Source organism: Geodermatophilus sp. SMS 5-13, from assembly GCF_059428245.1.
This window is the reverse complement of record NZ_CP165729.1, coordinates 4,135,568-4,160,391: the sequence shown is the minus strand read 5'-3', so window position 1 is coordinate 4,160,391 and position 24,824 is coordinate 4,135,568. Positions and strand designations below refer to the sequence as shown.

22 protein-coding genes and 1 riboswitch are annotated in these 24,824 nt (G+C 74.2%); of the genes, 8 read left to right on the top strand and 14 right to left on the bottom strand.

Features of this window, described 5'->3' with window-relative positions; translation table 11 throughout:
* Positions 1–17 precede the first annotated feature (17 nt).
* From atzF to AB3388_RS20080, 5 genes are read right to left on the bottom strand one after another with little or no spacing between them, the layout of a single operon-like run.
* On the bottom strand, positions 18–1,688 hold the full coding sequence (gene atzF, locus AB3388_RS20100; protein ID WP_495407087.1) for an allophanate hydrolase: 1,671 nt from the start codon (positions 1,686–1,688) through the stop codon (positions 18–20).
* The gene (locus tag AB3388_RS20095) at positions 1,685–3,733 is read right to left on the bottom strand and encodes a 5-oxoprolinase/urea amidolyase family protein (protein WP_495407086.1); all 2,049 of its coding nucleotides are present in this window, start codon (positions 3,731–3,733) and stop codon (positions 1,685–1,687) included. The genes atzF and AB3388_RS20095 overlap by 4 nt, the downstream gene beginning before the upstream one ends.
* Entirely contained in the window at positions 3,730–4,380 is a 651-nt protein-coding gene (locus AB3388_RS20090) for an urea amidolyase associated protein UAAP2 (protein WP_495407085.1), read from the bottom strand. Before AB3388_RS20090 ends, AB3388_RS20095 begins: the two co-directional genes overlap by 4 nt.
* Positions 4,377–5,069 (bottom strand): urea amidolyase associated protein UAAP1, encoded by a 693-nt coding sequence (locus tag AB3388_RS20085; RefSeq protein ID WP_495407084.1) that lies wholly within the window; start codon positions 5,067–5,069, stop codon positions 4,377–4,379. Before AB3388_RS20085 ends, AB3388_RS20090 begins: the two co-directional genes overlap by 4 nt.
* Positions 5,066–6,580, bottom strand: a complete 1,515-nt coding sequence (locus tag AB3388_RS20080; protein ID WP_495407083.1) for an amino acid permease — start codon at positions 6,578–6,580, stop codon at positions 5,066–5,068. The genes AB3388_RS20085 and AB3388_RS20080 overlap by 4 nt, the downstream gene beginning before the upstream one ends.
* Positions 6,581–6,630: 50 nt before the next feature.
* Positions 6,631–6,737: riboswitch (guanidine-I (ykkC/yxkD leader) on the bottom strand.
* Between the two features lie 282 nt (positions 6,738–7,019).
* On the opposite strand from AB3388_RS20080, the gene AB3388_RS20075 reads away from it, so the two are divergent.
* Positions 7,020–7,841 carry a DUF559 domain-containing protein gene (locus AB3388_RS20075; RefSeq protein ID WP_495407082.1) on the top strand — a complete coding sequence of 274 codons (822 nt, stop codon included), beginning with the start codon at positions 7,020–7,022 and terminating at the stop codon, positions 7,839–7,841.
* Positions 7,842–7,897: 56 nt separating this feature from the next.
* On the opposite strand, the gene AB3388_RS20070 is transcribed toward AB3388_RS20075, so the two are convergent.
* Complete coding sequence (locus tag AB3388_RS20070; RefSeq protein ID WP_495407081.1) at positions 7,898–8,317, bottom strand: DUF1810 domain-containing protein; 420 nt, start codon at positions 8,315–8,317, stop codon at positions 7,898–7,900.
* A gap of 74 nt (positions 8,318–8,391) precedes the next feature.
* Here AB3388_RS20070 and AB3388_RS20065 point away from each other — a divergent pair, with 74 nt between their 5' ends.
* Entirely contained in the window at positions 8,392–8,745 is a 354-nt protein-coding gene (locus tag AB3388_RS20065) for a YciI family protein (RefSeq protein WP_495407080.1), read from the top strand.
* Positions 8,742–9,953 (top strand): RNA polymerase sigma factor, encoded by a 1,212-nt coding sequence (locus tag AB3388_RS20060; RefSeq protein WP_495407079.1) that lies wholly within the window; start codon positions 8,742–8,744, stop codon positions 9,951–9,953. Before AB3388_RS20065 ends, AB3388_RS20060 begins: the two co-directional genes overlap by 4 nt.
* Position 9,954: 1 nt before the next feature.
* Here AB3388_RS20060 and AB3388_RS20055 read toward each other — a convergent pair whose 3' ends face one another.
* From AB3388_RS20055 to AB3388_RS20045, 3 genes are read right to left on the bottom strand one after another with little or no spacing between them, the layout of a single operon-like run.
* Positions 9,955–11,304, bottom strand: a complete 1,350-nt coding sequence (locus AB3388_RS20055) for an amidase family protein (RefSeq protein WP_495407078.1) — start codon at positions 11,302–11,304, stop codon at positions 9,955–9,957.
* Positions 11,301–12,071: a hypothetical protein gene (locus AB3388_RS20050; protein ID WP_495407077.1), complete on the bottom strand. Its 771-nt coding sequence runs from the start codon at positions 12,069–12,071 to the stop codon at positions 11,301–11,303. Before AB3388_RS20050 ends, AB3388_RS20055 begins: the two co-directional genes overlap by 4 nt.
* Positions 12,068–12,982: an alpha/beta hydrolase gene (locus AB3388_RS20045; RefSeq protein ID WP_495407076.1), complete on the bottom strand. Its 915-nt coding sequence runs from the start codon at positions 12,980–12,982 to the stop codon at positions 12,068–12,070. Before AB3388_RS20045 ends, AB3388_RS20050 begins: the two co-directional genes overlap by 4 nt.
* A 256-nt stretch (positions 12,983–13,238) precedes the next feature.
* On the opposite strand from AB3388_RS20045, the gene AB3388_RS20040 reads away from it, so the two are divergent.
* The 3 genes from AB3388_RS20040 to AB3388_RS20030 are packed head-to-tail and all read left to right on the top strand — an operon-like array spanning position 13,239 to position 17,524.
* Complete coding sequence (locus AB3388_RS20040; RefSeq protein WP_495407075.1) at positions 13,239–15,245, top strand: primary-amine oxidase; 2,007 nt, start codon at positions 13,239–13,241, stop codon at positions 15,243–15,245.
* Positions 15,242–16,720, top strand: a complete 1,479-nt coding sequence (locus AB3388_RS20035; RefSeq protein ID WP_495407074.1) for an APC family permease — start codon at positions 15,242–15,244, stop codon at positions 16,718–16,720. Before AB3388_RS20040 ends, AB3388_RS20035 begins: the two co-directional genes overlap by 4 nt.
* Before the next feature lie 30 nt (positions 16,721–16,750).
* A complete protein-coding gene (locus AB3388_RS20030) occupies positions 16,751–17,524 on the top strand; it encodes a DinB family protein (protein ID WP_495407073.1) in 774 nt (257 codons plus the stop codon).
* A gap of 58 nt (positions 17,525–17,582) precedes the next feature.
* Here AB3388_RS20030 and AB3388_RS20025 read toward each other — a convergent pair whose 3' ends face one another.
* Genes AB3388_RS20025 through AB3388_RS20015 form a run of 3 tightly spaced genes read right to left on the bottom strand, consistent with a single transcriptional unit; the run spans position 17,583 to position 21,342 of the window.
* Positions 17,583–17,957 (bottom strand): hypothetical protein, encoded by a 375-nt coding sequence (locus tag AB3388_RS20025; RefSeq protein ID WP_495407072.1) that lies wholly within the window; start codon positions 17,955–17,957, stop codon positions 17,583–17,585.
* The gene (locus AB3388_RS20020) at positions 17,954–19,867 is read right to left on the bottom strand and encodes a primary-amine oxidase (protein WP_495407071.1); all 1,914 of its coding nucleotides are present in this window, start codon (positions 19,865–19,867) and stop codon (positions 17,954–17,956) included. Before AB3388_RS20020 ends, AB3388_RS20025 begins: the two co-directional genes overlap by 4 nt.
* 14 nt (positions 19,868–19,881) lie before the next feature.
* Positions 19,882–21,342 (bottom strand): APC family permease, encoded by a 1,461-nt coding sequence (locus AB3388_RS20015; RefSeq protein ID WP_495407070.1) that lies wholly within the window; start codon positions 21,340–21,342, stop codon positions 19,882–19,884.
* A 235-nt stretch (positions 21,343–21,577) separates the two neighbouring features.
* Between AB3388_RS20015 and AB3388_RS20010 the strand changes: the two genes are divergently transcribed.
* The gene (locus AB3388_RS20010; protein WP_495407069.1) at positions 21,578–23,044 is read left to right on the top strand and encodes an APC family permease; all 1,467 of its coding nucleotides are present in this window, start codon (positions 21,578–21,580) and stop codon (positions 23,042–23,044) included.
* Complete coding sequence (locus tag AB3388_RS20005) at positions 23,041–23,796, top strand: IclR family transcriptional regulator (RefSeq protein WP_495407068.1); 756 nt, start codon at positions 23,041–23,043, stop codon at positions 23,794–23,796. Before AB3388_RS20010 ends, AB3388_RS20005 begins: the two co-directional genes overlap by 4 nt.
* Here the strand turns inward: AB3388_RS20005 and AB3388_RS20000 are convergent, their stop codons facing one another.
* Both AB3388_RS20000 and AB3388_RS19995 read right to left on the bottom strand, forming a co-directional pair.
* Complete coding sequence (locus AB3388_RS20000; protein WP_495407067.1) at positions 23,797–24,078, bottom strand: hypothetical protein; 282 nt, start codon at positions 24,076–24,078, stop codon at positions 23,797–23,799.
* On the bottom strand, positions 24,075–24,824 hold the full coding sequence (locus tag AB3388_RS19995; RefSeq protein WP_495407066.1) for a hypothetical protein: 750 nt from the start codon (positions 24,822–24,824) through the stop codon (positions 24,075–24,077). Before AB3388_RS19995 ends, AB3388_RS20000 begins: the two co-directional genes overlap by 4 nt.

Here is a 24,824-nt window from a genome sequence, read left to right as displayed (position 1 = left end):
TCGGCGCCGAAAGTCCCTCAGCCGGTGACCGGGCGCATGTAGGCCCGCCAGCCGCCGGAGGCGGTGATGTCGGCGGCCGCGTCGACCCCGCCCGGGTCGGTGAGGAAGCCGGGGACGACGCTGCCGTCGTCCAGCTCCACCGGCCCGAGGGCGAGCGGCGCGGCGACCGTCGGCAGCAGCTCGCCGAGACCGGCGGCCGGCAGGTCCCACACCTCGACCTCGAGCCCCTCGGCCGGCCCGCCCGCGTCCCGCACGAGGCCGGGGCGGGGCAGCGGACCGGGCACCCGGTACATCCGGTAGCCGCCGGCCGTGCGGGCGCGGGCGTGCAGCCGGCCGCCGAGCGCGACCAGTGCCGGGTTGAGCGGTTCCCCGGTGAGGTGGGCGCCGGCGACGGCGATCAGGCTGCGGGTGGGCACCGGCTCGACCGGCTCGCCGCACCAGCGCGCCGCCAGGTCCAGCAGCGGCCGGTCGGCGAACGCCGGGGCCAGGAGCTGGACGCCGAACGGCAGCCCGTCGTCCCGGAGCCCGGCCGGCACCGCGACCGCGCACAGGTCGAGCAGGTTGACCATGTTCGTGTACGTGCCGAGCCGGGCGTTGACACCGACCGGGTCCGCGGCCACCTCGGCCAGCGTCGGGTGCCCGGGGGTGACCGGCAGCAGCAGCGCGTCGGCGCCGACGAAGGCGCGCATCGCGACCGCCCGCAGCTCGGCCAGCCGCTGCTCGCCCCGGTAGACGTCGGCGCCGGTGATCGACCGCGCCGCCAGCACGATCGCCCGCACCGTCGGGTCCAGGTGCGGGCCGTCGGGCTCGAGCTCGTCGCCGAACGCGGCCAGCCGCTCGGCGAGGAACGGCCCGCCGTAGAGCAGCCGCGCCGCCTCGAGGAACGCCGACACGTCGACCGGCACCACCCGGGCCACGGTCGCCGTGTGCGCCAGCGCCGCCTCCCAGGCGGCGGCGTGCGGCCGGTCGAGGTCCAGCGGCCCGTCCGGGACGGCGATCACCCGCAGCTCGCGGGCCACCCCCACCGGCACCTGCGCCGGCCGCGACCACGGGTCCTCCGGATCGGGGCCGGCGAGCACCTCGAACGCGGTGCGGGCCAGCGCCACGGTCCGGGTGAACGTGGTGACGCAGTCCAGCGACGGCGCCGCCGGCAGCACGCCGCGGGTCGGGACGACGCCGCGGGTGGGCTTGAGGCCGACCAGGCCGTTGAACGCCGCCGGCACGCGGCCGCTGCCCGCGGTGTCGGTGCCCAGCGCCAGGGGGACGACGCCCGCGGCCACCGCGACCGCGCTGCCCGAGCTGCTGCCGCCGCTGACGTGCTCGGCGGAGAAGACGCTCGCGCAGGCCCCGTACGGCGAGCGGGTGCCGACCAGGCCGGTGGCGAACTGGTCCATGTTGGTCTTGCCGACCGGCACCGCGCCCGCGTCGAGCAGCCGGCGCACCGCGGTCGCCGACCGCGCCGCCGGGGCGGTGCGGGCCGGGCAGGCGGCGGTGGTCGGCACGCCGGCGACGTCGATGTTGTCCTTGACCGCGAACGGCAGGCCGGCCAGCGGCCCGTCGTCCGCCGGCTCCAGCGCGGCGACCTCCTCGGGCTCCAGCAGCCGGATGAACGCCGGCTGGTCGAGGTCCGCGGCGGGAGATGAGCGGTGGGTGGTGTTCGTCGGGGTGGTGGGGCGGGTGGACGTCACTGTCTGCTCCAGCGGGCGCGCTCGGCGTCGAACGCGGCGCGGCGCCGCGCCCGGACGTCGCCGATCTCGGCAGCGGAAGCCTCCTCCAGGGCGCGGACCTCGGCCAGGGAGAACGTCGCCGGCCGGACGTCGAGATCCGCCGTCCCCGCCTTGATCGCCGCCCGGCGCGACGCCAGCTCGTCGGCCGTCACCGGCACGAACCGCAGCCGGTCGAACTGGCGCAGCAGCCACGGTTTCTCCGTCGAGCCGGGCACGTGCCGCCAGACCGGGACGGTGCGGCCGACCAGCTGGTAGCCGCCCGGGCCCTCCATCCCGTAGACGCAGAGGTAGATCCCGCCGATGCCGACGGCGTTCTGCGGCGTCCAGGTGCGGGCCGGGTCGTACTTCGTGGTCACCAGCCGGTGCCGCGGGTCGATGGGGACGGCGACCGGCGCCCCCAGGTACACGTCGCCCAGGCCGACCACGAGGTAGGTCGCGGCGGTGACGATGTCGAAGACGTCGTCCCGGCGCTCGAGGTCGTTGACCCGCCGGATGAACTCCACGTTGTCCGGGCACCAGGGCGCGTCCGGCCGCACCGAGCGGGCGTAGCGGGCCATCGCCTCGTGCGCGGCGGGGTGGTCGAGCGCCAGCGGCAGGGTGACCTCGCGGACGTCGAGGGTGACCGTCTCCGGGTCGGGCACGTCCGCGGCCAGGTCCACCAGCAGCGCGGCGAGCACGGACAGCGGCAGCGCGCGCTCGTCGACCTGGACCAGCATCGAGCGCACGCCCTCGACCAGCTCGCGGACGGCGGGCAGCCGCAGATCCCGAAGCCGCTGGGCGAGCAGGTGCACCCACACCCGGACCGACAGGTCGAGCTCGGCGGGCCCGGCCTCGACCAGCAGGTGGGCGTCACCGGCGGCGCGCACGGTGAGCGCCGGCCGGTGCCCGTCGCCGGCCAGCTCCGCGAGCACCGGCCGCGTGCCCGTGAGGGGCCAAAATGGCCATTTTGGCCCCTTCTCGGGCGCCGGGATCGGAGGGCGGCCGGCCAGCGCGGCCTCGAAGGTCGCCGCGACCGCCGCGGCGGGCTCGGCGAGCAGGCCGGCGCGCTCGGCGTTCGCCGCGTCGGCGGCCTCCGGGGTCACCGGCAGCAGGCGCACGGTGTCGCCCGGCCGCAGCTGGGCGAGCATCCACCGGTCGGCCCGGACCACCACGCAGGGGACGACGAACCCGCCGAGGCTCGGCCCGTCCGGGCCGACGATCACCGGGGTGTCGCCGGAGAGCATGACCCCGCCGACCGGGTACGCGCTGTCGTGGATGTTCGACGGGTGCAGCCCCGCCTCGCCGCCGTCCTCGCGGGCCCACTGCGGCGCCGGGCCGACCAGCCGGATCCCGGTCCGGTCGGCGCGGTGGTCCACTCTCCAGGGAGCGGCGAACAGCGCGGCCACGCCGTCCTGGGTGAGGTGCTCGGGGTCGCCGTGCGGCCCGGGCAGCACCCGGAGCGTCCACTGGTCCGTGAGCGACGGCAGCAGCGGCGCGACGTCGATCGGCGCCTGCAGGTTCTCCGTCCGCCCGATCGGCAGCGCGTCGCCGGCGGCCAGCGCCCGCCCGCCGAGGCCGCCGAAGCCGCCCAGCAGGAACGTCGCCCGGCTGCCGAGCTCGCGCGGCACCGCGAGGCCGCCGGCGACGGCGAGGTAGCCGCGCATCCCCGGCGCTCCGCAGGGGCCCAGGTCGAGCACGCCGCCGGCGGGGACGACGGTCACCACGCCGGGCCGGACCGGTTGCCCGTCGAGGGTGGCGTCCGCGACGGCGCCGGCCAGGCAGACCAGGGTGCGCCGGTCGAAGCGCAGCCGCGGCCCGGTCATCACCGCCTCCAGGCCGGCCGCGGTCGGCGGGTTCCCGACGGCCCGGTTGGCCAGCGCGAAGGACAGGTCGTCCCACGCGCCGGACGGCGGCACGCCGACGTCCCACAGGCCGGTGCGGCCGGCGAGGTCCTGCACGCTGGTCTGCACGCCGGGGGAGAGCACCTCCACGGTGCCGGTCGTGACGACCGGCTGGACCGCGGTCATGCCCACCACCCCAGGAGCCGGATCGGGGTCGGGTCCCAGCCGTTGCACGGGTTGTTCAGCTGCGGGCAGTTGCTGATCAGCACCAGCACGTCCCGCTCGGCGCGCACCTCGACGTACTTGCCGGGGGCGGAGAGACCGTCGGCGAAGGTCAGCCCGCCGGCTGGCGTCAGGGGCACGTTCATGAAGAAGTTGACGTTGTGGCCGAGCTCGCGGGCGCCGATGCCGGCCTGCGCGCCGTAGCGGAGGAAGGTCTCGCGGCAGGCGTGCTGGTGGCGGGTGTGCATCCCGTAGCGGACGACGTTGGACTCCTGCGCGCAGGCGCCGCCGAGGGTGTCGTGCCGGCCGCAGGTGTCGGCGGTGATCGTCACCAGCGGGTCCAGGTTCACCGACAGCAGCCGCGACCCGGCGGTCAGGTACGCCGAGCCCTGCTCGCGGATGGTGTCCATCGCGCTGTACCGGTTGGCGACGTCCTCGGCGTCGTAGAACAGCGTGTCGGCCGCCTGGTTGCCGTGCAGGTCGACGATGCGGAACGAGCCGCCGGCGGGGATCCGGCCGAGGAAGCCGTCGCCGGCTTCGACCACCACGTCGAGGACGGCGTCGTCCGCCCGTTGGGGGCTCTCGACGACGGGGAGGGCGAACGTCGTCATGCCAGCACCGCCTGCGTGTTGGCGAGCGCGCGGGCGCTCTCGGGCCGGAAGGTGACAGAGGGGTCGTCCGGGCCGTAGGGCTCGCCGGCCTCGACGACGGCCCGGACGGCGCCCGGCGCCCACTCCGCCGCCATCGGGTGGGGGGCCGTGGCGAACACCAGCAGCAGGTCCTGCTCGGCGCGCAGGGTCACCCAGTCGCCGGCGCGGGCGTGGTCGGCGACGTGGGCGAACCCGCCGTCCGGACCGATCGCGACCTTCGCGAAGAAGTTCACGCAGCCGTGCAGGTCGGCCGGGCCGCGGCCGTGCTTGCGCAGCTCGCTGAGCAGCCCGTACCGGGCCGAGCGGCGCCACTCGTTGCGGTCGGTGCCGTACGACGACGGCCCGAACGCCGCGGTGTGGACGTCGAGGGAGTGCCCGGTGAGGCAGTCGTGCCAGTCCAGCGACGACCCGGTGACCGAGGCCAGCGCGGTGCCGCGGTCGCTCATCAGCACCATGGGCGGCCGGATCCGGGCGCTCATCTGCGCCTTGAGGGTGTCCGGGATGTTCAGCCGGTCCACTGGGTCGGCCGCGGCGTAGACCAGCGTGGAGCACACGGCGCCGTCGTCGAGGGCGGTCAGGCGCAGCACGCGGCCGGCCCTCAGCTGCAGCGACCAGTAGCCGCCGGCGGGGATGGCGTGGTCGAGGATCACTCCGCCACCTCCAGCGCCGGGGTGGCGAGCAGCGGAGCCGGGGCGGCCTGCCGCTTCTGGGCGGCGTAGGCCAGTGCGCCGACGGCCAGGGCCCCGGCGAGCAGCAGCTCGGGGAAGAACTGCAGGTACCACTCGGTGCCGAACACCTCGGCACGCGGCCAGCCCAAGTTGACCGCCATCGCGATGCCCCAGACGACGGCGAGGACGTTGACCACCAGGCCGAACCGGCCGAGCGAGAACAGCCCGTCGCCGCGGGCCCACCCGCCCCGCAGCCGGCGGCGCAGCAGCGGGATCGTCACCATCAGGTAGGCGATGTAGAGCAGCATGATGCAGACGCTGGTCAGCGCCAGGAAGACCGCCTCGTTGTGCACGTTGAGCACCAGCAGCGCGACGGTCAGGACGCCGACGACGACGGCCGGCAGGATCGGCGCGCCGGTGCGGCGGTTGACCTTCGACAGCGCCGCGGAGAACGGCAGGACCCGGTCGCGGGCCATCGAGAACATCATCCGGGTGGTCGCGGTCTGGATGGCCAGCGTGCAGACCAGCACCGCGATCGCCACGATCACCAGGAAGGCGCGGCCGAGACCGTCGCCGAGCCGGCTGAGCAGCACCGAGGGCAGGCCCTGGGCGGGGTCGCCGAGCGCGCCGTCGGTGAGGCTGGGCGCGGCCATCAGCGTGGCGAGCAGCATGAAGGCGCCGCCGATGCCGGAGACGACCAGCGCGCGGAGGATCGTGCGCGGCGCCGTCCGCCGCGGGTTCCTGGTCTCCTCGGAGAGCTCGCCGGCGCTGTCGAAGCCGACCATCACGTAGGCGGCCATCAGCCCGGAGACGACGAACGCCCACAGGTAGGGCGAGCCGGAGCCGCCGGCGATGCCGGTGTCGAGGACGACGCCCGGGCCCCGCTCGGCCTTGGAGAACAGCGCGACGCAGAGCAGCACGACGCCGACCAGCTCGCAGGTGACGCCGATGCTGTTGATGACCGACATGGCCCGGACGCCGACCGCGTTGATCAGCGTGGTCACGACGAGCACGCCGCTGCCCAGCAGGACGGCGTTGGCGGTGGGGCTCTCCAGGATCTGGAAGCCGCTCCAGATGGCCGGAAGCACGATCTGCATCGCGATCGCCGCGGCGGCCACGGTGACCACCTGCGCGACCAGCATCAGCCAGCCCGCCGTCCAGCCCCAGACGGCGCCGCCGAGGCGGGTGGCCCACTGGTAGATGCACCCGGAGATTGGATAGCGGGCGGCCAGCTCCGAGAAGCACAGCGCCACCAGCAGCTGGCCGGCGAACACGATCGGCCAGGTCCAGAAGAAGGAGGGCCCGCCGAAGCCGAAGCCGAAGCTGAACAGCTGGAACACCGTGGTCAGGATGGAGACGAACGAGAACCCGGCGGCGAACGAGCCGAAGCTGCCGATGCTGCGATGCAGCTGCGGCCGGTAGCCGAAGTTCTCCAGGTCGCTGTCGTCGGCGACGGCCGGAGCGGTACGGGGTGGGTCTGCGAGCGCGGTCATGGCCGGGCCCTCTCCTCCGCGGAGCCCGGGCACGGCCCGGGCCGGTGATGGCCTCCCGGGCTTTTCTCCCGCCGTGGGACGGGGCCGCTGCGCCCCGCCTGCATCTCTCGGACCAGTCCCGCTCGAGGTGAGCGGCGGAACCCTAGACGCGCCCCGCAGCAGGTCCTGCGGGTCGTCGAGGAGTCAACGGGGCGGCGATGTCACCGCCGGGTCCGTTTCGTGAAGTGCCGGTATCGGATCGCGCGCCGCTGTTGCGGCCCCGTTACGTCCGTTTCACGGCGCGCGTGCCTGGGTGAGATGCGGGCGCCCCGAGACCGCGCATCTCACGCCGGCCTGTGGACGGCGCCAGCAGGGCGGACGTCGCCGCGGCCATCCTCTGCCGGTGCCCCGACGCCCCGCTCCGTCGCGCCTGCGCGGTCCCAGCACCCGAGGGGACGCCGTGGCGGCGGGGCTCACCGACTGGGGACTGCGCCACCGGGACATCTCGCGGCTGTCCCGCGACACCTACCTCCCGGCCGCGCACGTCGCCGACCTGCGCTCACGGCTCCCGGCGATCCTGCTGACTTCTCCACCGGGCACGGTCGTCAGCCACGAGACCGCGGCGGCGCTGTGGAAGGTCGAGATCCCGTTGGTCCGCACCGACGGCCCGGTGCACCTGACCGTGCCGCCGCAGTCGCGAGCGCGAAACCGAAGCGACCGTCGGATCCACCGCGGCGTCGTCGAGGCGCACGACGTCGAGCGCCGCTGGCGCCTTCCGACCACCGCGCCCGCGCGGACATGGCGGGATCTGGCCGGCGTGCTCGGGCCGGCGGCACTGCTCGCCGTCACCGACCAGCTGCTCGGCTTCTGGTGCAGCCCGGCCGACCTGGAGCAGGCGCTGGCGCGTCGGCCGAACGGTCGCGGAGCGGCGCGCGCCCGCCGGGTGCTCCCGGTCGCGGACCCGAAGGTCGACTCACCGATGGAGTCGGTGCTCCGGTGGCTGCTGCACGAGGCGGGTCTGCCGCGGCCGGTGCTGCAGCACCGGGTGCTCGACGACCGGGGACGCCAGATCGGGTTCGGCGATCTCGTGTGGCCGGATCCCAAGGTGCTGGTGGAGTTCGACGGGAACGTGCACCGCGAGCGCAAGGTGTTCGTCGACGACCTCCGCCGGCAGAACCGGCTGGTCCTCGAGGGGTGGACGGTGCTGCGGTTCACCTCCGCCGACGTCCTGGGGCGGCCCGAGCAGGTCGTCGCCGCGATCCGGAGGGCGCTCGGCCGGTGAGATGCGCGGTCTCGTGGCTTCCCGGGCCGGGAAGCCACGAGAGCGCGCATCTCGCGTCAGAGCAGGCGGCCGAGGGTGAGCTCGTCGGGTGTGCCGCCGAAGTACCTGTCGAGCACCTGCGCGAACACCGGGTCGCCGTCGGCGGCGGCGAACAGGGTCATCGACGAGCGCAGCTTCTGCGCGTCGACCGGCCCGAGGACGGCGACCGCGTCGGAGCCGGGCAGGCCGAGCAGCGCCCGCGCGCACTCCACCAGCCGCGGGCCCAGCACCGGGTGCGCGAGATAGGCCCGCGCCTCGTCCAGGCCGGAGATCGCGTAGTACTGCGAGGCCGTGCTCCGGCCCAGCCCGGCGACCTGCGGGAAGACGAACCAGATCCAGTGGCCCTGCTTGTGCCCGGCGCGCAGCTCGGCCAGCGCCAGCTCGTAGGTGCCGCCGCGGTCCTGGGCGTCGAGGAATCTTTCGAGATCTGCGCTCATGTGTCGATCCGGCCGTCGTCCGTTCGTGTAGGAGGTGAGCCGGCAGGCTGCCGGCGCCGAGGAGGAGAGCAGAGATGGCCCTGTACGTGATCGGCATGTACCAGCCCGACGGGATCGTGCCCCCGCCCGAGTTCCTCGCCCCGATCATGGCCCAGCTCGGTGAGCTGCAGCAGGAGATGCAGACGGCCGGCGCCTGGGTCTTCTCCGGTGGGCTGCACGACGCGTCCACCGCGACCGTCCTGCAGAAGAACGACCGCGGCGACGTGCTCGTCACCGACGGTCCCTACACCGAGGGCAAGGAGCACCTGGGCGGGTTCACCGTCGTCGAGGCCCCGGACCTCGACGCGGCCCTGCACTGGGGACGGCGGCAGGCGGAGATCACCGGCCTGCCGATCGAGGTGCGGCCGTTCCGGGAACGCTTCGAGTGACCGACGCCGCCGGCGTCGCGCGGGTCTTCCGCGAGGAGCACGGCCGCGCCGTCGCCGTCCTGACCCGTGTCCTCGGCGACCTCGACCTCGCCGAGGACGCGGTGCAGGACGCGTTCGAGGCGGCAGTCGAGCGCTGGCCGGAGCAGGGGCTGCCGCCGAGCCCGGCCGGCTGGATCCTCACCACCGCCCGCAACCGGGCGATCGACCGCCTCCGGCGGGAGGCCACGCGGGACGACCGGCACGCCCAGGCCGCCCTGCTGCACGTGCAGGAGCGGGAGGAGGACGGCGTGGTGCGCGACGACCGGCTGCGGCTCATCTTCACCTGCTGCCACCCGGCGCTGGCCCCGGCGGCGCAGGTCGCGCTCACCCTGCGGCTGCTCGGCGGGCTCACCACCGCCGAGATCGCCCGCGCCTTCCTGGTGCCCGAGCCGACGATGGCGCAGCGGCTGGTGCGGGCGAAGGGCAAGATCCGCGACGCGCGCATCCCGTACCGGGTGCCGGACGAGGCGGAGCTGCCCGACCGGCTGCGCGCCGTCCTCGCGGTGGTCTACCTGGTCTTCACCGAAGGGCACACGGCGACCTCGGGCGACGCGCTCACCCGCGAGGACCTCTGCGCCGAGGCGATCCGGCTCGGCCGGCTGCTGGCCGAGCTGATGCCCGACGAGCCGGAGGTCACCGGGCTGCTCGCGCTGATGCTGCTCGTCGAGTCGCGCCGCCCGGCGCGGACCGGTCCGGACGGCGCCCTGGTGCTGCTCGCCGACCAGGACCGCAGCCGGTGGGACGCCGGCCTGATCGCCGAGGGCCAGGCGCTGGTGCGGCGGTGCCTGCGGCGCAACCGCCCGGGGCCGTACCAGGTGCAGGCCGCGATCAACGCCGTCCACAGCGACGCCGCGACCGCCGCCGACACCGACTGGCGGCAGATCGTCGCCCTCTACGACCAGCTGCTGGCGCTGACCCCCACGCCGGTCGTCGCGCTGCACCGGGCGGTCGCGGTCGCCGAGGTGGCGGGGCCGGCCGCCGCGCTCGCGCTCGTCGACGCCCTCGACCTGCCCGGCTACCACCTCGTCCCCGCGGTCCGCGCGGACCTGCTCCGCCGCCTCGGCCGGGACGCCGAGGCCGCGGCGGCCTACGCGGCCGCGCTGGAGCGGACCACCAACGAGGCCGAGCGGGCCTTCCTCGCCGGCCGGCTCGACACGGTCCGCGGCTGAGTCACCGCAGCGCGGCCTCCACCGCGCCGGCGACCGCGAGCAGGGCGGCGTCGTCGCCCGGCAGCGCCTCCAGCGAGATCCCGATCGGCAGGCCGGCCTCCGTCGTCCCCGCCGGCAGCGAGATCGCCGGCATCCCGGCGGTCGAGCCCGGCCCGGTGTTGCGGATCGAGGTGAGGAAGACCGGCACCTGGCGCCCGTTCAGCTCGGTCGTGTCGTCGCCCCCGAGCGGCGGCGCGGGCAGCGGAACCGTGGGGTAGACCAGCGCGTCGAGCCACTCGGTGTCGATCGGGCGGAGCGCGGCGGAGTAGGCGGCGCGCAGCCGCTCGCGGGTGGCCAGGGCCTGCCGGTAGACCTCGTCGGTGAAGCTGCCGCCGGCGGCCAGCTCCATGGCGCCGCGCACGTCGGGGGAGGCGACCCGGGCCAGGACGTCGGCGAAGGTCAGCTCCCGCTCGGGCCCGGGCAGGGTGGCGAGGTAGGCAGGGAGGTCCTCGGCGATCTCGAAGAAGACGATGGGGAACCCGCACTCCGCGTCCAGGTCGTGCGCGCCGGCGACGTCCACCTCGACCAGCTCGATCCCGGCGTCGGCGAGCCGGTCGAGCGACCGCTCGGTGCGGTCGGCGACCTCGGGGTGCAGGTCGTCGAAGTAGCCGCGGCGGGGGACGCCCAGCCGCGGCCGGCGGCCGGACGGACCGGCGGCCGGGTCGCCGGTCACCAGCTCGTCGACGACGGCGACGTCGGCGACCGCGGTGGCGAAGACGCCGGCGGTGTCGCGGGTGCGGGAGATCGGCACCACGCGATCGGTGCCCCACCGGCCGACCGTCGGCCGCCAGCCGACGACCCCGCAGTGCGCGGCCGGCACCCGCATCGAGCCGCCGGTGTCCGTGCCGAGGGCGATCGGGACGACGCCGGTCGCGACCGCCACCGCGGACCCGCCCGACGAGCCGCCGGGGGAGCGGCTCGGGTCGTGCGGGTTGCGGACCGGCCCGAACGCGGCGTTGTTGCTGGTGATGCCCAGCGCCAGCTCGTGCAGGTTGGTCTTGCCGACGATCCCGGCCCCGGCGGCGCGCAGCCGCTCGACGGCGCGGTGGTCCCGGCCCGGGCGGGAGTCCGCCAGGGCCGGGGTGCCGCCGGTCGTGGGGAAGTCGCGGGTGTCGAGGTTGTCCTTCACCGCCAGCGGGACGCCGGCGAGCGGGCCCGCGCCGGCCTCCACCCGCTCGGCCAGCGCGAGGAAGGCGCCCAGGCCGGCGATCCCCCGCGCTCGCCCGAGGGCCTCGGCGAGCACCTCCTCGGCGCTCGTCGCGGCGATGCGCTCCCGGAACCGGTCGAGACCCGAGGCCGACAGAGAGGTCATGCCGTCACCCCCGCAGCCGGGAGCGGACGAGCCGCCTGCTCCGGGAGCGCCCGTCCGAACAGGACGAGCACGGCGGGGGTGAGGACGACGCCGAGCAGCACGGACACGGCGAGGTAGGCCACGTCGCTCGTGGCGAGCGAGGCGACGACGTACACGACCAGCACGAGTGCCTCGGCCCACGCGAGGATCCGCAGCCGCGGTCGGGGGAACAGCGACGTCCCACAGAGCCGGCCAATCAGGACGAAGGCCGTCGCGAAGAGGGCGTACGCGCCGAGGCCCACGTAGGCGGTGAGGTTCCCGATCGTGTCGGAGGCCCGCCCGATGGCGACCAGGTCCTCCGGGGACGTCGCCGCGTACCCCGCGTCCCGCCAGAAACCGAGCTGGCTGAGGTAGACGAGGTCGGACAGCAGAGCCAGCATCGCGCCCACCTGGATGAGCATCGCCGGGAGCTCGACGCGCGGGTCGCCGTCGCCGACGGTGCGCACGAAGGCGCGGGCGAGGACGATCGCCGCGACGTAGCCGATCGGCCCGAGCACGTCGCGGACCGCGATGTCCCAGACGATGTCGTGCTGCCGTTCGATCCACGCGGCGTAGAACCCGGCCAGGTCCGCGGTGCGGCCGGCCGTGGTCTCCTCGAACGTGGGGATCGGGGCGAGCAGTTCGAGGCCGTCGGCGAGGAACAGCAGCGTCTGCGCCAGCAGGGCGACCGCCGCGACGATCGCGGCGGTGCGCCCCAGCCGGGTCCAGCCGGTTGCGCGGTCGCTCATGCGAGGTGGGTGCGGAACCAGCGCAGCTGCGCGGCGGCGTTCTGCTCGAACGTCGGCGGGGTGTACGCCTCGAAGTGCCCACCGGGCAGGACGACGAGCTCCTTGGGGTGCCGCGCCCGCTCGAAGTAGTCCAGCGCCAGGTCGGCCACCGTCAGGTGGTCCTTCGCCGCGACCACCATCATCAGGGGCGTGGGCGAGATGTCCTGGATGTAGGCGCCCGGCTCGTACTCGATGAACATCTCCACCGAGCGCAGGGTCACCTCGTTGCGCCAGCTCGGCGCCCGCTCCTGGGCCGCGTCGAGGAAGAAGTCGTGCGAGTCCTCGGTGGGCAGCGCGCAGGGCTCGTCCGGCTCCTTCTCCCAGGCCACCTGGATCATCCCCGGCTCCTTGCCGGCGTAGCGGGCGACGCGGTCGGCGTCGAACATGTCGCGGAGCGCGGCGAAGGTGTCCGACCGGATCAGCCGGCGGGCGTTGGCCAGCCCGCTGACCAGCGGCACCTGGGAGACGACGCAGCTCACCCGCCGGTCCAGGGCACCGACGACGAGGACGTGCGCGCCGCTGTAGCTCGAGCCCCACACGCCGATGCGCTGCGGGTCGGTCCACGGCTGGCCCAGCGCCCAGGTGATCGCCGTCCGGTAGTCGCGGATCTGCTGCCACGGGTCGATCTCGCCGCGCGGCTCGCCGTCCGAGGCGCCCAGGTTGCGGTTGTCGTAGACCAGCACGCCCAGCCCGCCGGCGGCGAAGTACTCGGCGAAGGAGTCCAGGTACATCTCCTTGACCGCCGAGTACCCGTGCGCCATCACGATCAGCGGCTGGGGGTCCCGGGGGCCGACGGAGCCGCCTTCGGGGGCGTAGTGCCAGCCGCGCAGGGTGACGCCGTCCTCGGTGGGGAACTCCACGTCCTGGCGCATGTCTCCTCCTGGGTGTGCTCGCAGGTGCTGCGCACTCTGCGCCGTCCGGAGAGGGGTGGCGGGCGGATTGCCGCGTTTGAGACACCGCCGCGCGGGTCGTCACCTCCCGTCGTCCCGTCGACGGGATCTGCACCGAGTGCCTCCCATGTGGTGTGCATCACAGCAAGTCTTGTGGCGTTCCGGAACTCGCGGCTAGCGTCCGCCCAGCTGACCGGGCCGCGAGCCGTCGGTCCCGGCGCCTTCGTGGAGGCTCCTCATGGCAGTGCTGCCTGACGTCCGGGCGACGACGCGCAATCCGCTCGAGCCGCTCGGCGCCGACGAGATCCGCCGGATCGCGGAGATCGTCCGCGAGCAGCGCCAGATCGGATCCCGGGTCCGGTTCGTGACCGTCGCGCTGCACGAGCCGGCCAAGCGGGAGGTGCTCGAGCACGATCGCAACGGCGGCCCCGCGCCCGACCGGGCCGGGTTCGCCGTCCTCTACGACCGCGAGGCGCAGCAGACGATCGAGGCCGTCGTCTCACTGTCGAGCGGCACGGTCACCTCGTGGCGCGTGCTCGCGGACGTGCAGCCGAGCGTGATGCTCGAGGAGTTCTTCCAGACCGAGGAGATCACCCGCGCCGACCCGCGCTGGCAGGAGGCGATGCGCAAGCGCGGGGTCACGGACTTCTCGCTGGCCATGATCGACCCGTGGGCCGCCGGCTACGACATCGAGGACCCGAAGGGACGCCGGCTGGTCCGGCCGCTGACCTTCGTCCGCTCGCGTGAGGACGACAACGGCTACGCCCGGCCGGTCGAGGGGCTGATCGCCCTCGTCGACCTGGACCTCATGGAGGTCATCGACGTCCGCGACCACGGCGTCGTCCCGCTGCCCCCGAAGGCCGGCAACTACATGCCGGAGCTGATGTTCGACGACGACAACCGGCCCGCGCACACCCGGCTGCGGGACGACGTCCGGCCGCTGGAGATCACCCAGCCCGAGGGGCCGAGCTTCAGCGTCGACGGGCACGCGGTCAGCTGGCAGAAGTGGCGGCTGCGGGTCGGCTACACCCCGCGCGAGGGGCTGGTGCTGCACCAGATCGGCTACGAGGACCGCGGCCGGCTGCGCCCGGTGATCTACCGGGCGTCGCTGTCGGAGATGTACATCCCCTACGGCGACCCGGCGCCGACGCACCGCATCAAGAACGTCTTCGACGAGGGGGAGTACGGCGTCGGGCTGCTGCTCAACCCGCTGGAGCTCGGCTGCGACTGCCTCGGCGAGATCCACTACTTCGACGCGGTCGCCAACGACCAGGAGGGCCAGCCGGTCACCATCCCGAACGCGATCTGCATGCACGAGGAGGACTACGGGGTCGGCTGGAAGCACACCGACTTCCGCACCGAGAAGATGGAGGTCCGCCGGTCCCGCCGGCTGGTGATCTCCTGCTTCGCCACCGTCGGCAACTACGAGTACGGCTTCTTCTGGTACCTCTACACCGACGGCACCATCCAGTACGAGGTGAAGCTGACCGGCGTCATCTCGACCGGCGCCCTCGCCGACGGGCAGCAGCCGCGGCACGGCGTCGTCGTCGCCCCCGGCCTGTACGGGCCGCACCACCAGCACTTCTTCAACGTCCGGCTGGACATGCAGGTCGACGGGGAACGCAACTCCGTCTACGAGGTGGACGCAGCCGCCCTGCCGCCCGGCCCGGACAACCCGTACGGCAACGCCTGGGAGGCGAGGAAGACCCTGCTCGGCCAGGAGTCCGAGGCCCGCCGGCTGATCGACCCGCTGGTCGCCCGGACCTGGTACGTCGTCAACCCGAACGAGACCAACGAGCTGGGGCAGCCTCCCGGCTACAAGCTCATGCCCGGCGACAACGTGCTGCCGCTGCAGCAGGAGGGCTCGCAGGCCTTCGCCCGCGCCCAGTTCGCCTACAAGCACCTGTGGGTCACGCAGTTCGACCCGCACGAGCGGTACGCCGCCGGCGACTACCCGAACCAGCACGGCTCACCCGGTGGCCTGCTGGAGTACCAGCAGGCCGACCGCCCGCTGGAGAACGAGGACCTCGTCGTCTGGTACTCCTTCGGCGCCCATCACGTGGTCCGGCCGGAGGACTGGCCGGTCATGCCGGTGAGCTACATCGGCTTCATGCTCAAGCCGGTCGGCTTCTTCGACGGCAATCCCGCGCTGGATCTGCCGCGTCCGGCCGCGGCCTGCCACACCGGGAACGGCCACGGCGACGGGCACGCCGCCGCCGACGCGAACGGGCAGGCCGGGCGGTGAGCGCGGACCAGACGGCGCCGCACGCCGTCCAGTCCGACACCGGGCTGGCCCACGGCTCGATGAGCCAGCTGGACGTGATGGCCCAGTCGGTGGCCGGCATCGCACCGAGCGCGGCCATGGCGACCACGCCCGCGCTGATCGCCCTGTTCGCCGGCCAGGGGGCGTGGCTGTCCTACGTCGCCGCCACCGTGGTCGTCGTCCTCGTCGGGCTGGTCGCGACCCAGTTCGGGCGGCGGTTCGCCTCCTCGGGCTCGCTGTACAGCTACGTGGCCCGCGGGCTGGGCCCGACCGGGGCGTTCGCCGCGGGCTGGGGACTGGTCATCGGCTACGTGTTCATCGCGATCATCGGCGTGCTCGGCACCGGCGTCTACTTCGGCAGCCTGCTCGGCCAGATGGGGATCTCGGCGACGAGCACCGTGGCGATCTGCATCATCCTGGCGGTCGCGGCGGTCGCGGCCGGGGCCTTCGCCGTCGTGGGCATCCAGATCTCCACCCGCGTGGGGCTCGTGCTCGAGGTCATCTCGATCGCTGCGGTGCTCCTCGTGCTCATCACGGTCCTGGCCAAGGGGGGCGCGGCCGGCGCAGGCACCTCGCAGTTCTCGTTCGAGGGCGTGAGCTTCGACGGCGTGGCCTTCGGCATCGTGCTCGGCGTGCTCGGCTTCGTCGGCTTCGAGAGCGCCGCCAGCCTGGGTGCGGAGGCGAAGGATCCGCACCGCGCGATCCCGCGGGCCGTGCTGGGCAGTGCCGTGCTCGTCGGCATCCTCTACGTCTTCGCGGCCTACACGATGGTGGAGGGCTTCGGCGACCCCGGGGCGCTGAGCGCGAGCACCGCGCCGATCAGCGACCTCGCGGCCCGGTTCGGGCTGGGCAGCGTCTCGTGGCTGGTGGATCTCGGGGTCACCGCGTCGTTCTTCGCCGTCACGATCGCCTGCATCAACGCCTCGTCGCGCATCATCTACACGATGGGCGAGGAGGACGTCCTGCCCCGCGTGCTCGGCCGGGCGCACCCCACGCACAAGACCCCGTACGTGGCGATCGCCGTCATCGCGCCGGTCGTGCTGGTGGTGCCCATCGTGTGGGTGGCCTCGGGGGCGGCGCCGCTGGAGGTGTTCGCCTACGTCGGCACGATCGGCACGTTCGGCTACATGCTCGCCTACGTGCTCATGGCGATCGCGCTGCCGTTCTTCCTGCGCCGGCGCGGTGAGGCCAACGCGCTGTCGGCGGTGCTGGCGGTGGTGGTGGTCGCGGCACTGCTCTACGTGTTCTACAAGAACGTGATCCCGGTGCCGCCCTACCCGCTGAACCTGATGCCGTGGATCTTCCTCGGCCTCGTCGTCCTCGGGTTCGTCTGGTACGCCATCGAGCGGGTGCGCAAGCCCCAGTTGGTCCGGGAGGTCGGCAGCCACGAGGAGGAGCCGATCCCGCCCGGCGCGCTGCACGAGGGCCGTCCGGCCGCGGACGGCGAGCAGGCGTAGGGGAGCAGCCGCGGCGGCTAGCCTCCGGCCATGCCGGAGACCGAGACGACGCCGCAGGTGCACGCGAACACCCGCGCGTTCCGCGGCGCGTCGTTCCACTACGCGGACTTCAGCGGCGCGACCTTCCGCGACTGCGACCTGAGCGGGGCGCGGATCGTCAGCTCGATCGTGGACGGCCTGGTGATCTCCGGGTTCAGCGGGCGGGCCGGCCGGGTGATGGTGGACGACGTCGACGTCAGCGCCTACGTGGCCGCGGAGCTCGACCGGCGCCATCCGGAGCGCGTGCGCCTGCGCGCGGCCGGGACCGCCGACGAGCTGCGCGCCGTGGGGGGCGAGCTCGAGCGTCTCTGGGACGACACGCTCGCCCGTGCCGGGCGGCTGCCCGAGGCGGCGCTGCAGGAGCGGGTCGGCGGGGAGTGGTCGTTCGTCGAGACGCTGCGCCACCTCGTCTTCGCCGTCGACTCGTGGGTGGGCGGATGGCTGCGCGGCGAGGCGGCGCCGTTCTCGCCGCTGGCCCTGCCGCCCACCGACCTGGCCCCGGAGGAGTGGCCGACGATCGGCCTCGACCCCGACGCCCGCCCCTCCTCCGCCGAGGCGGCGGCACTGTTCGCCGACCGGCGGGCACGGGTGCGCGCCGTCCTGGACGAGGTCACCGACGCCGAGCTGGACGAGCCGCGCACCGCCGCGCCCGTGCCGGCCTGGGGCGAGGAGACGCATGCGGTGCGGGCGTGCCTGCGGACGGTTCTGCAGGAGCTCAGCGAGCACCGCCGCTTCGCCGAGCGCGACCTCGCCGCGCTCACCTGAGTGCAGCCAACGTGATGAGGTCCCGCCATCAGCCTGCCGACCGGCGGCCCCTCGAGCCCTAGACGGACGGGCGCCGGGTGAGCGCGGCGCCGGCGGCCAGCACCAGCTGACCGACAACGAGCGCGGTGCCGGTCCACATCAGCCCGCCGGCGCCGGCGTGGACGTGCTGGTGCTGCGTCATCAGGGTGGCGTGCAGCAGCAGCATTCCGGCGTCGACCGCGGCGGTCAGCCCCCACACGGACGCCGTCGGCGAGCGCCACAGGTGCCAGGCGCAGGGCAGGCAGGCCAGCGCCATCGCGGCGAGGACCAGCCCGCCCAGGGAGTCCCCGCCCACCTGCAGCAGGTGCACCGCGGCGGAGGCCAGGGCGAGCGGGGCGGCCGCCCGGCCGAGGGAGAGAACCCCCGGCCGGGCGGCCGCGACGGCGCTCGTCATCCCTCGTGCGCGCAGTGCGAGGACGTCGACCGCGGCACCCCGAGGGCGGGGTTGCGGTCGAAGAAGCCCACCGGCTTGAGGGTGAAGCCGGTGTAGTCGGTCGGCATGACCGGCCAGTCCTCGGGCCGCGGGAAGTGGGTCAGCCCGAAGGTGTGCCACAGGACGACGTCGGCGTCCTCCAGTGGCGCGTCGTCCGCCACGAACGACGGCAGCCCGCCCTCCCCGGGGTGCTGGTTGACGAAGTCGCCGGCCGGATACCGCTCGGCCGGGTCGTACTCGGTCACCCACAGGCTCCTCGTCGAGAACGTCGCCCGCTGGTGGATCGAGGACTGCTCGTCGGCGAGCAGCAGCGGCTGGTTCTGCGGATGCAGGGCGTAGCCGACGGGCTGGCCGAGCCGGTTGGTCTTCGCCTGGTTGACCACGTGCCACGTGCGGCCGACCGTGGCGTCGGTGACCCGGCCGCCCTCCGACTCCCGGGTCAGCGGGGTCAGCCGGCGGGTGAACGCGTTGCCGTACGGGTTGCCGTCGCCCATCGGCACCCGCACCGCGTCCACCTCGTGCACGGTGTTCTGCTGGCCGTCGACGGCCATGTCCAGCCGGGCCGAGAACAGGTGCTGGTGGAACGGCGCCCCCAGCCCGGGCGCGATCTCGGTGGCGTACGGGTGGTCCTCGCCGCGGTAGGCGGAGGTGAAGACGATGCCGGTGGCCTTGCTCTCCAGCTGGATCGTGCCGTCGGTGTAGAGGTACCAGTAGAAGCCGTAGTCGTAGTTGCCGATCGTGGTGAAGAAGCTGATCACCAGCCGGCGCGAGCGCCGCGTCTCGGCCATCTGGTTGAACAGGTCGGTGTGCTTCCAGCCGACGCCGTAGTCCTCCTCGTGCAGGCAGATGGCGTTGGTGATGGTGCGCGGATTGCCGTCCTCGTCGGCGAGCAGCGCGTCGAAGTAGTGGATCTCGCCCAGGCAGTCGCAGCCCAGCTCGAGCGAGTTGGCGTACCGGGCGAAGAGGTACTCGCCGGTGTCGAAGTAGTTCTGCCAGAACCGCACCGGCGAGGGGTCGGCGTAGGGCACGACCATCTCGGCGATCGAGGCGCGGTAGACCACCGAGCGGCCGTCGATCGAGAGCTGGTTGAGGATCAGCCCCTCGCGGGGGTCGAAGCCGACCCGGAACTCCCAGCCGGCCCAGCGGACGACGTCGTCCTCGACCGTGAAGCTCGGTCCCTCGGGCTGGGTGATCTCGATCGGCTTGAGGTCGCGCGGCGTCGCCGGGTGCGCCTCGCCGTCCCACTCGCCGCGCTCGGCCGGCACGGGCAGGTCGAAGTGGTCGTGCACCGCGGTGGCCACCCCGCGGGTGATGTCGACGTAGGCGACCACCCCGTCGACCGGGTGCGCCCACGGCAGGTCGGCCTCGTCGGCCTGGTGGAACCCGAGCACGCGGACGACGCGGTGACCGAACTCGTCGGGGAAGTAGGAACCGGCCGACAGCGGGACGGCGCGCACGTTCGCGACCTCGAGGCCGCGCTTGGCCATCGCGGCGATCCAGCGCTCGTCGGTGGCCAGGATCGGCTCGATGGCCTCGAACTCGGCGTCGAGGATCGGCAGCTGGCCGTCGGCGACGGCGTTGATCTCCTCGTCGCGGACGACGGCGCGCCCGGTGACCGAGACGATGACGTCGCGGCCGGCGCCGGTGGCGCGGTCGAGCAGCAGCACCCGCAGCCGCCGCTCGAGCGGCTGGCCGGGGGACCAGGCGAGGACGTCGCGCTTGTGCGGCTCCTCGAGGCCGACGTAGACGAACTTGGTGCTCTCCTTCACCAGCCCGGCGGCCTGGACGACCTCGCGGGCGGCGGTGATCTCCTCGGGCGTCATCCGCGACAACGGGTGGGTGGCGGTGGACTGCGGAGCGGTGAGGGTCATGGGGTTCTCTCTCCTCAGATCTGCGGTGCGTTGTCGGCGAGGGACGCCGTGGTGAGGTTGCGGGCGGCGTTCGGACGGGCCTTGGCGAGCGCCCAGCCGGCGGCCAGGGCGACGGCGAGCAGCACGCCGGCGCCGACCCCGAGCGCGGTGTTGCCGCCCATGAGCAGCGGCAGGTTCTTGACGAGCAGCACGAGGATCAGGCCCAGGCCGACCAGGCCGAGGGCGGGCGCGATCAGCGAGTGCCATGGCCGGCGGTCCAGCCCGGTGCGCCGGAAGAACACGAGCACGGCCAGGCAGGCCAGCAGCATCAGGAGGACGATGCCGACGCTGGCGATGCCGGCCAGCCAGGTGAAGATCTCCAGCACCGGGTCCAGACCGGCGATCGCGCAGATCGCCATGAGCAGCGCGCCGACCGCGGTCGTGATCAGCGAGGCGACGTGCGGCGAGGCGTGCCGGGCGTGGCTGCGGCCGCAGATCCCGGGCAGCACGCCGGTGTTGCCGAGCGAGAACGCGTAGCGGGACAGCACGTTGTGGAACGACAGGATCGCCGCGAACAAGCTGGTCACGAAGAGCACCTGCATGATGTCGCCGATCACGGTGCCGACGTACTGCTGGGCGGTCGTGACCACGATGCCGCCCGGGTCGGCCGCGGACGCCTCGACGATCGAGCTGTCGCCCCACGCACTCACGATGGCCCACGACGAGAGCGTGTAGAAGACCCCGATGAGAGCCAGGGCGAGATACGTGGCGCGGGGGATGGTGCGGTTCGGGTCGCGGGCCTCGTCGCGGAAGATCGCCGTCGCCTCGAAGCCGATGAAGCCGGCGATGGCGAACATCAGCCCGATGCCGGGCGAGCCGGAGAGGATCTGCGAGGGCTGGAACATCGCCGTCGAGAAGCCCTCGGGGCCGCCGCCGTGGCCGATGATCCCGGCGTCCATGATCAGCACGATCGCGATCTCGGCGACCAGCAGGACACCGAGCACCTTGCTCGACAGCTCGATGTGCCGGTAGCCGAGCAGCCCGGTGACGGCGAGGACGGCGAACGTCCAGACCCACCAGGGCAGCGACGGCCCGCCGTACCCGGAGACCAGGTCGCCGAGCAGGAAGCCGATGTAGCCGTAGACGGCGCCCTGGACGGTGATGTAGCTGATCAGCGCGACCAGCGCGCTGCCGAGCCCGGCGCCGCGGCCGAGGCCGGTGCCGATGTAGGAGTAGAAGGCGCCGGCGTTCGGCACGTGCCGGGTCATCGCGGTGAAGCCGACGGCGAAGAAGAACAGCACGACCGCCGAGACGATGTACATCGCCGGGTAGCCGGCGCCGTTGCCGGCGGCGATGCCGATGGGCACGGAGCCGGCGATGACGGTCAGGGGTGCGGCGGCGGCGACCACCATGAACACGATGGCGCCCGGGCCGAGTCGGCCGGTCAGGCGATGGTGCTCGGCGGTGTCGGCGGTTGAGGAAGAGACGGTGGCCATGGGCGACCTCCGGGGCGGCGGCAGCGGAACTGCCGGGGGCGGACGGCGATGGCACGACAGCCTGATCCTCCGGCGGGCCGGGCTGGTTACACAACCGTCATAAATCGGAAACATCGGCGTGACATCGAACGGGAGACCGCGCTCACACTTTTCTCATTCGAGAACTCCGCTCGAGAACTCCGCTGGTGACCCGCCTGGTGGCTACGCTCGCGCACCACCACCCGAGGGGAGCGGCATGGCGCAGCGCAGCCCGGTCGTGCAGCTGCCGGCGCGGTCGCCGGTCGCGGGGCTGCGGCGCAGGCGGCTCTCGTTCGTCGAGGTGCTCGCGCAGTCGGTGTCGGCGCTCGCGCCGTCGGCGGCGATGGTCGTCGTCCCGTCGATCGTGCTCGTGGAGTCCGGGGCGGCCACGCTGCCGGCGTTCGTCGCGGCCACCGCGCTGGTGCTGCTGGTCGGCTGGTGCCTCACCCAGTTCGGCCGGCGGATGGCCGCGGTCGGCGGCACCTACAGCTACACCGCCAAGGGGCTGGGCCCGGTCGGGGCGCTCGTCGGCGGGTGGGCGCTGCTCATCGGCTACGCCGCGGTGGCGATGTCCGCGCTGGTCGGGTCCGCGGTGTACCTCGCCGGGCTGCTCGGCCTCGACCCGTCGCCGCCGGTGGTCCTGGGGATGGGGGCCGGGCTCGGCCTGCTCGCCACCCTGTGCGCGATCCGCGGCATCCAGCTCTCCGCGCGCATCGCGCTCGCCCTCGAGGTGTTCTCGATCGTGCTGGTCCTGCTCGTGCTCGGGGTGCTGCTGCTCGGCCCGCGGGGCGCGCCGGGCAGTGCGGCGCCGGTGGTCGACGCCTCGGTGCACTGGGGGTCGGTCGCGGTGGGCGTGGTGCTCGGCGTGACCGCGTTCATGGGGTTCGAAAGCGCGGCCACGCTCGGCGTCGAGGCCCGCCGTCCGCTGGTCGCCGTCCCGCGGGCGGTGCTGTGGACGCCGGCCGTGGCGGGGCTGCTGTTCTTCGCGGCGGCGGTCGCCCAGGTGGTGCTGCTGCGCGCGGCCCCGCTGGACGTGCTGACCAGCCCGGTGCCGGTGGCCGAGCTGGCCGACCGCGACGGGCTGGGCGTGCTGCGCCGGCTGCTCGACCTCGGCATCGCCGCGTCGTTCTTCGCCTGCGTCACCGGCTCGACGAACGCGCTGGGCCGGGTGCTGTTCTCCATGGCCCGCGAGGGCGTGCTCCCGGCCGCGCTCGGCCGCACGCACCCGCGGTTCGAGACGCCGCACCGCGCGCTGGCGCTGGTGCTGCCGGCCGTCGTCGGCGTGCCGGTGATCGCGCTCGCCGCGGGCGCGGGACCGCGGGCGGTGCTCACCGGTGCGCTGACCGTCTCCGCCTTCGGCTACGTGCTCGCCTACGTGCTGGCCTGCCTGGCCATGCCGCTGTTCCTGCGCCGCATCGGGGAGCTGACGCCGCTCGCGGCCGTCGCCGGGCTGCTCGCCGCCGGGGCGGGGGTGCTCGGGCTCGGCGCGGCGATGGCGGGCGCGTCGCTGTGGGGCGGGCAGGCCATGACGGTGGTCTTCCTCGCCGCGCTGCTGCCCGGGGTGCTCTGGGCGGTGTGGCTGCGGTGGCGGGCGCCGGACCGGCTGCGGGCGGTGGGCGTCTACGACCAGGCGACGGCGAGCAGCGTGCTCCCCGGCAGCCTGCCGGCCGGGCCGGTGCGATGACGCCGGCCGTCGACCGGGGGCTCACCGGCCGCCAGCCGAAGGCGGTGCAGAGCGCGCTGTCCATCCTCGAGACCGTCGCGCACGCCGGCGCCGGCGTCACCGCCAAGGAGGTGGCCGCGGAGCTGGGGCTGCCGCCCGCGACCACCTATCGGCTGCTCAACCTGCTGGTCGGCGAGGAGTACCTGGTGCGGCTGCCCGATCTGCACGGGTTCGCGCTCGGCCGCAAGGTCGCCGGGCTGACCGGCGGCAACGGCCCGGCACCGCTGTCGACGGCGGCCCGGGAGGTCGTCGCCGAGCTGCGCGGCCGGGTGCGCGCCGGCGTCCACCTGGTGCTCTACACGCCGACCGCGCTGCGCTGCGCCGACATCGACCCCGACCACCCGCTGCAGGCGCCGGAGCTCCTCGAGCGGCACCTGCACGCCTCGGCGGCCGGCAAGCTGCTGCTGGCCGAGCAGCCCGACTGGCAGGAGCTCCTGCACCCGTCCCGGCTGCACCGGGTCACCGCGCGGACCGTCGTCCGCGAGTCGGACCTCGACGCCGAGCTGCGCGAGGTCCAGCGGCGGGGGTGCGCGGTGCAGGCCGGCCAGTTGCACGACGACGTCGCCTGCGCCGCCGTCCCGGTGCGCTCGCCGGCCGGGGCCCTGGTGGCCGCCGTCCTGATCACCGTGCGCGGCGCGGACCCCGCGGCGCCCGCCGCGTACCTGGAGGTGGTGGCGGAGTTCGCCCGCCGGCTGGGGCCGCTGCTCGGCTGACTACGCCGTCCCGGCCAGCGCCCGGTCGACCGCGGGTGACCGGCGGATCGTCACCGGCCGCCCCGCCCGCTCGGCCGCCTCGAGGTGCTCACGCAGCAGCTCCCGCGCCCGCGGCGACAGCGAGATCACCGAGCCCGCGTCGATGCAGTCGATCCGTGCCGGCTCGCGCCCGTAGCGGCGCACGAAGGCGTCGACGGCCGCGGCGTCGACGACGCCGGCCAGGCACAGCGCCCGCCCTCCGGAGGTGTTGAGCAGGCGGACGACGCCCCGGCCGTTGCTCATACCCCGACGGGCCGGCGCGACCACTCCTCGCTGGCCTGGCCGAGCGCCACGGCGTGGGTGAGGCGCAGGCTGCCGGACAGCCACAGCAGGACGTCGTGCAGCCGCAGCCGGGTCAGCCAGGTGCCGAGCAGGTCGGCGACGGCCTCCTCGAGCAGCGCGAACGCCCGCGCGCCGGCCCGCAGCTCGCGGTGCACGACCGCCTCGACGCCGCTGTCGCCCTCCTGCACGTGCGGCCACAGCTGCCGCCGGGTGGTCGGGCTCAGGTGCGGCACGAGCGCGGGGGAGCGGTGGTGCAGCGCCGCCGAGACCACGTGCGCCAGCGGGCGGGCGCCGAGGTCGCGCAGCAGCGCCCCGGCCGTGCCGGGCTCCTCGAGCACGTCGAACTCGGCGGCCGGCAGCTCCCAGAAGGCCTGCCCTCGAGCGCGGTCGTGCAGCGCGGTCACCAGCGGGCCGACGTCGTCCAGCGCCGTGCGCACCGTCGTCCAGGAGGACGGGTCCAGCCGCCCGTGCAGCCCCTCGGCCACGAGGACGTCGTCGTCGCGGGGCGGCCCCTCCACCCGGGGCCGGCGGTCGAAGCGCTCGTAGCCGAAGGCGAGCACCTGCACCCAGCGGCCCTCGGGGTGCGACGGGGACCGGAACCGCAGCGGCCGCCGTCCGCGGGCGTAGCCGAGAACCGCGGCCAGCGCCGTGTCGAGGGGGATCGGCTCGGGTCCGGCGCTCGGCAGGTCGAGTGCGTCGTCGTCCAC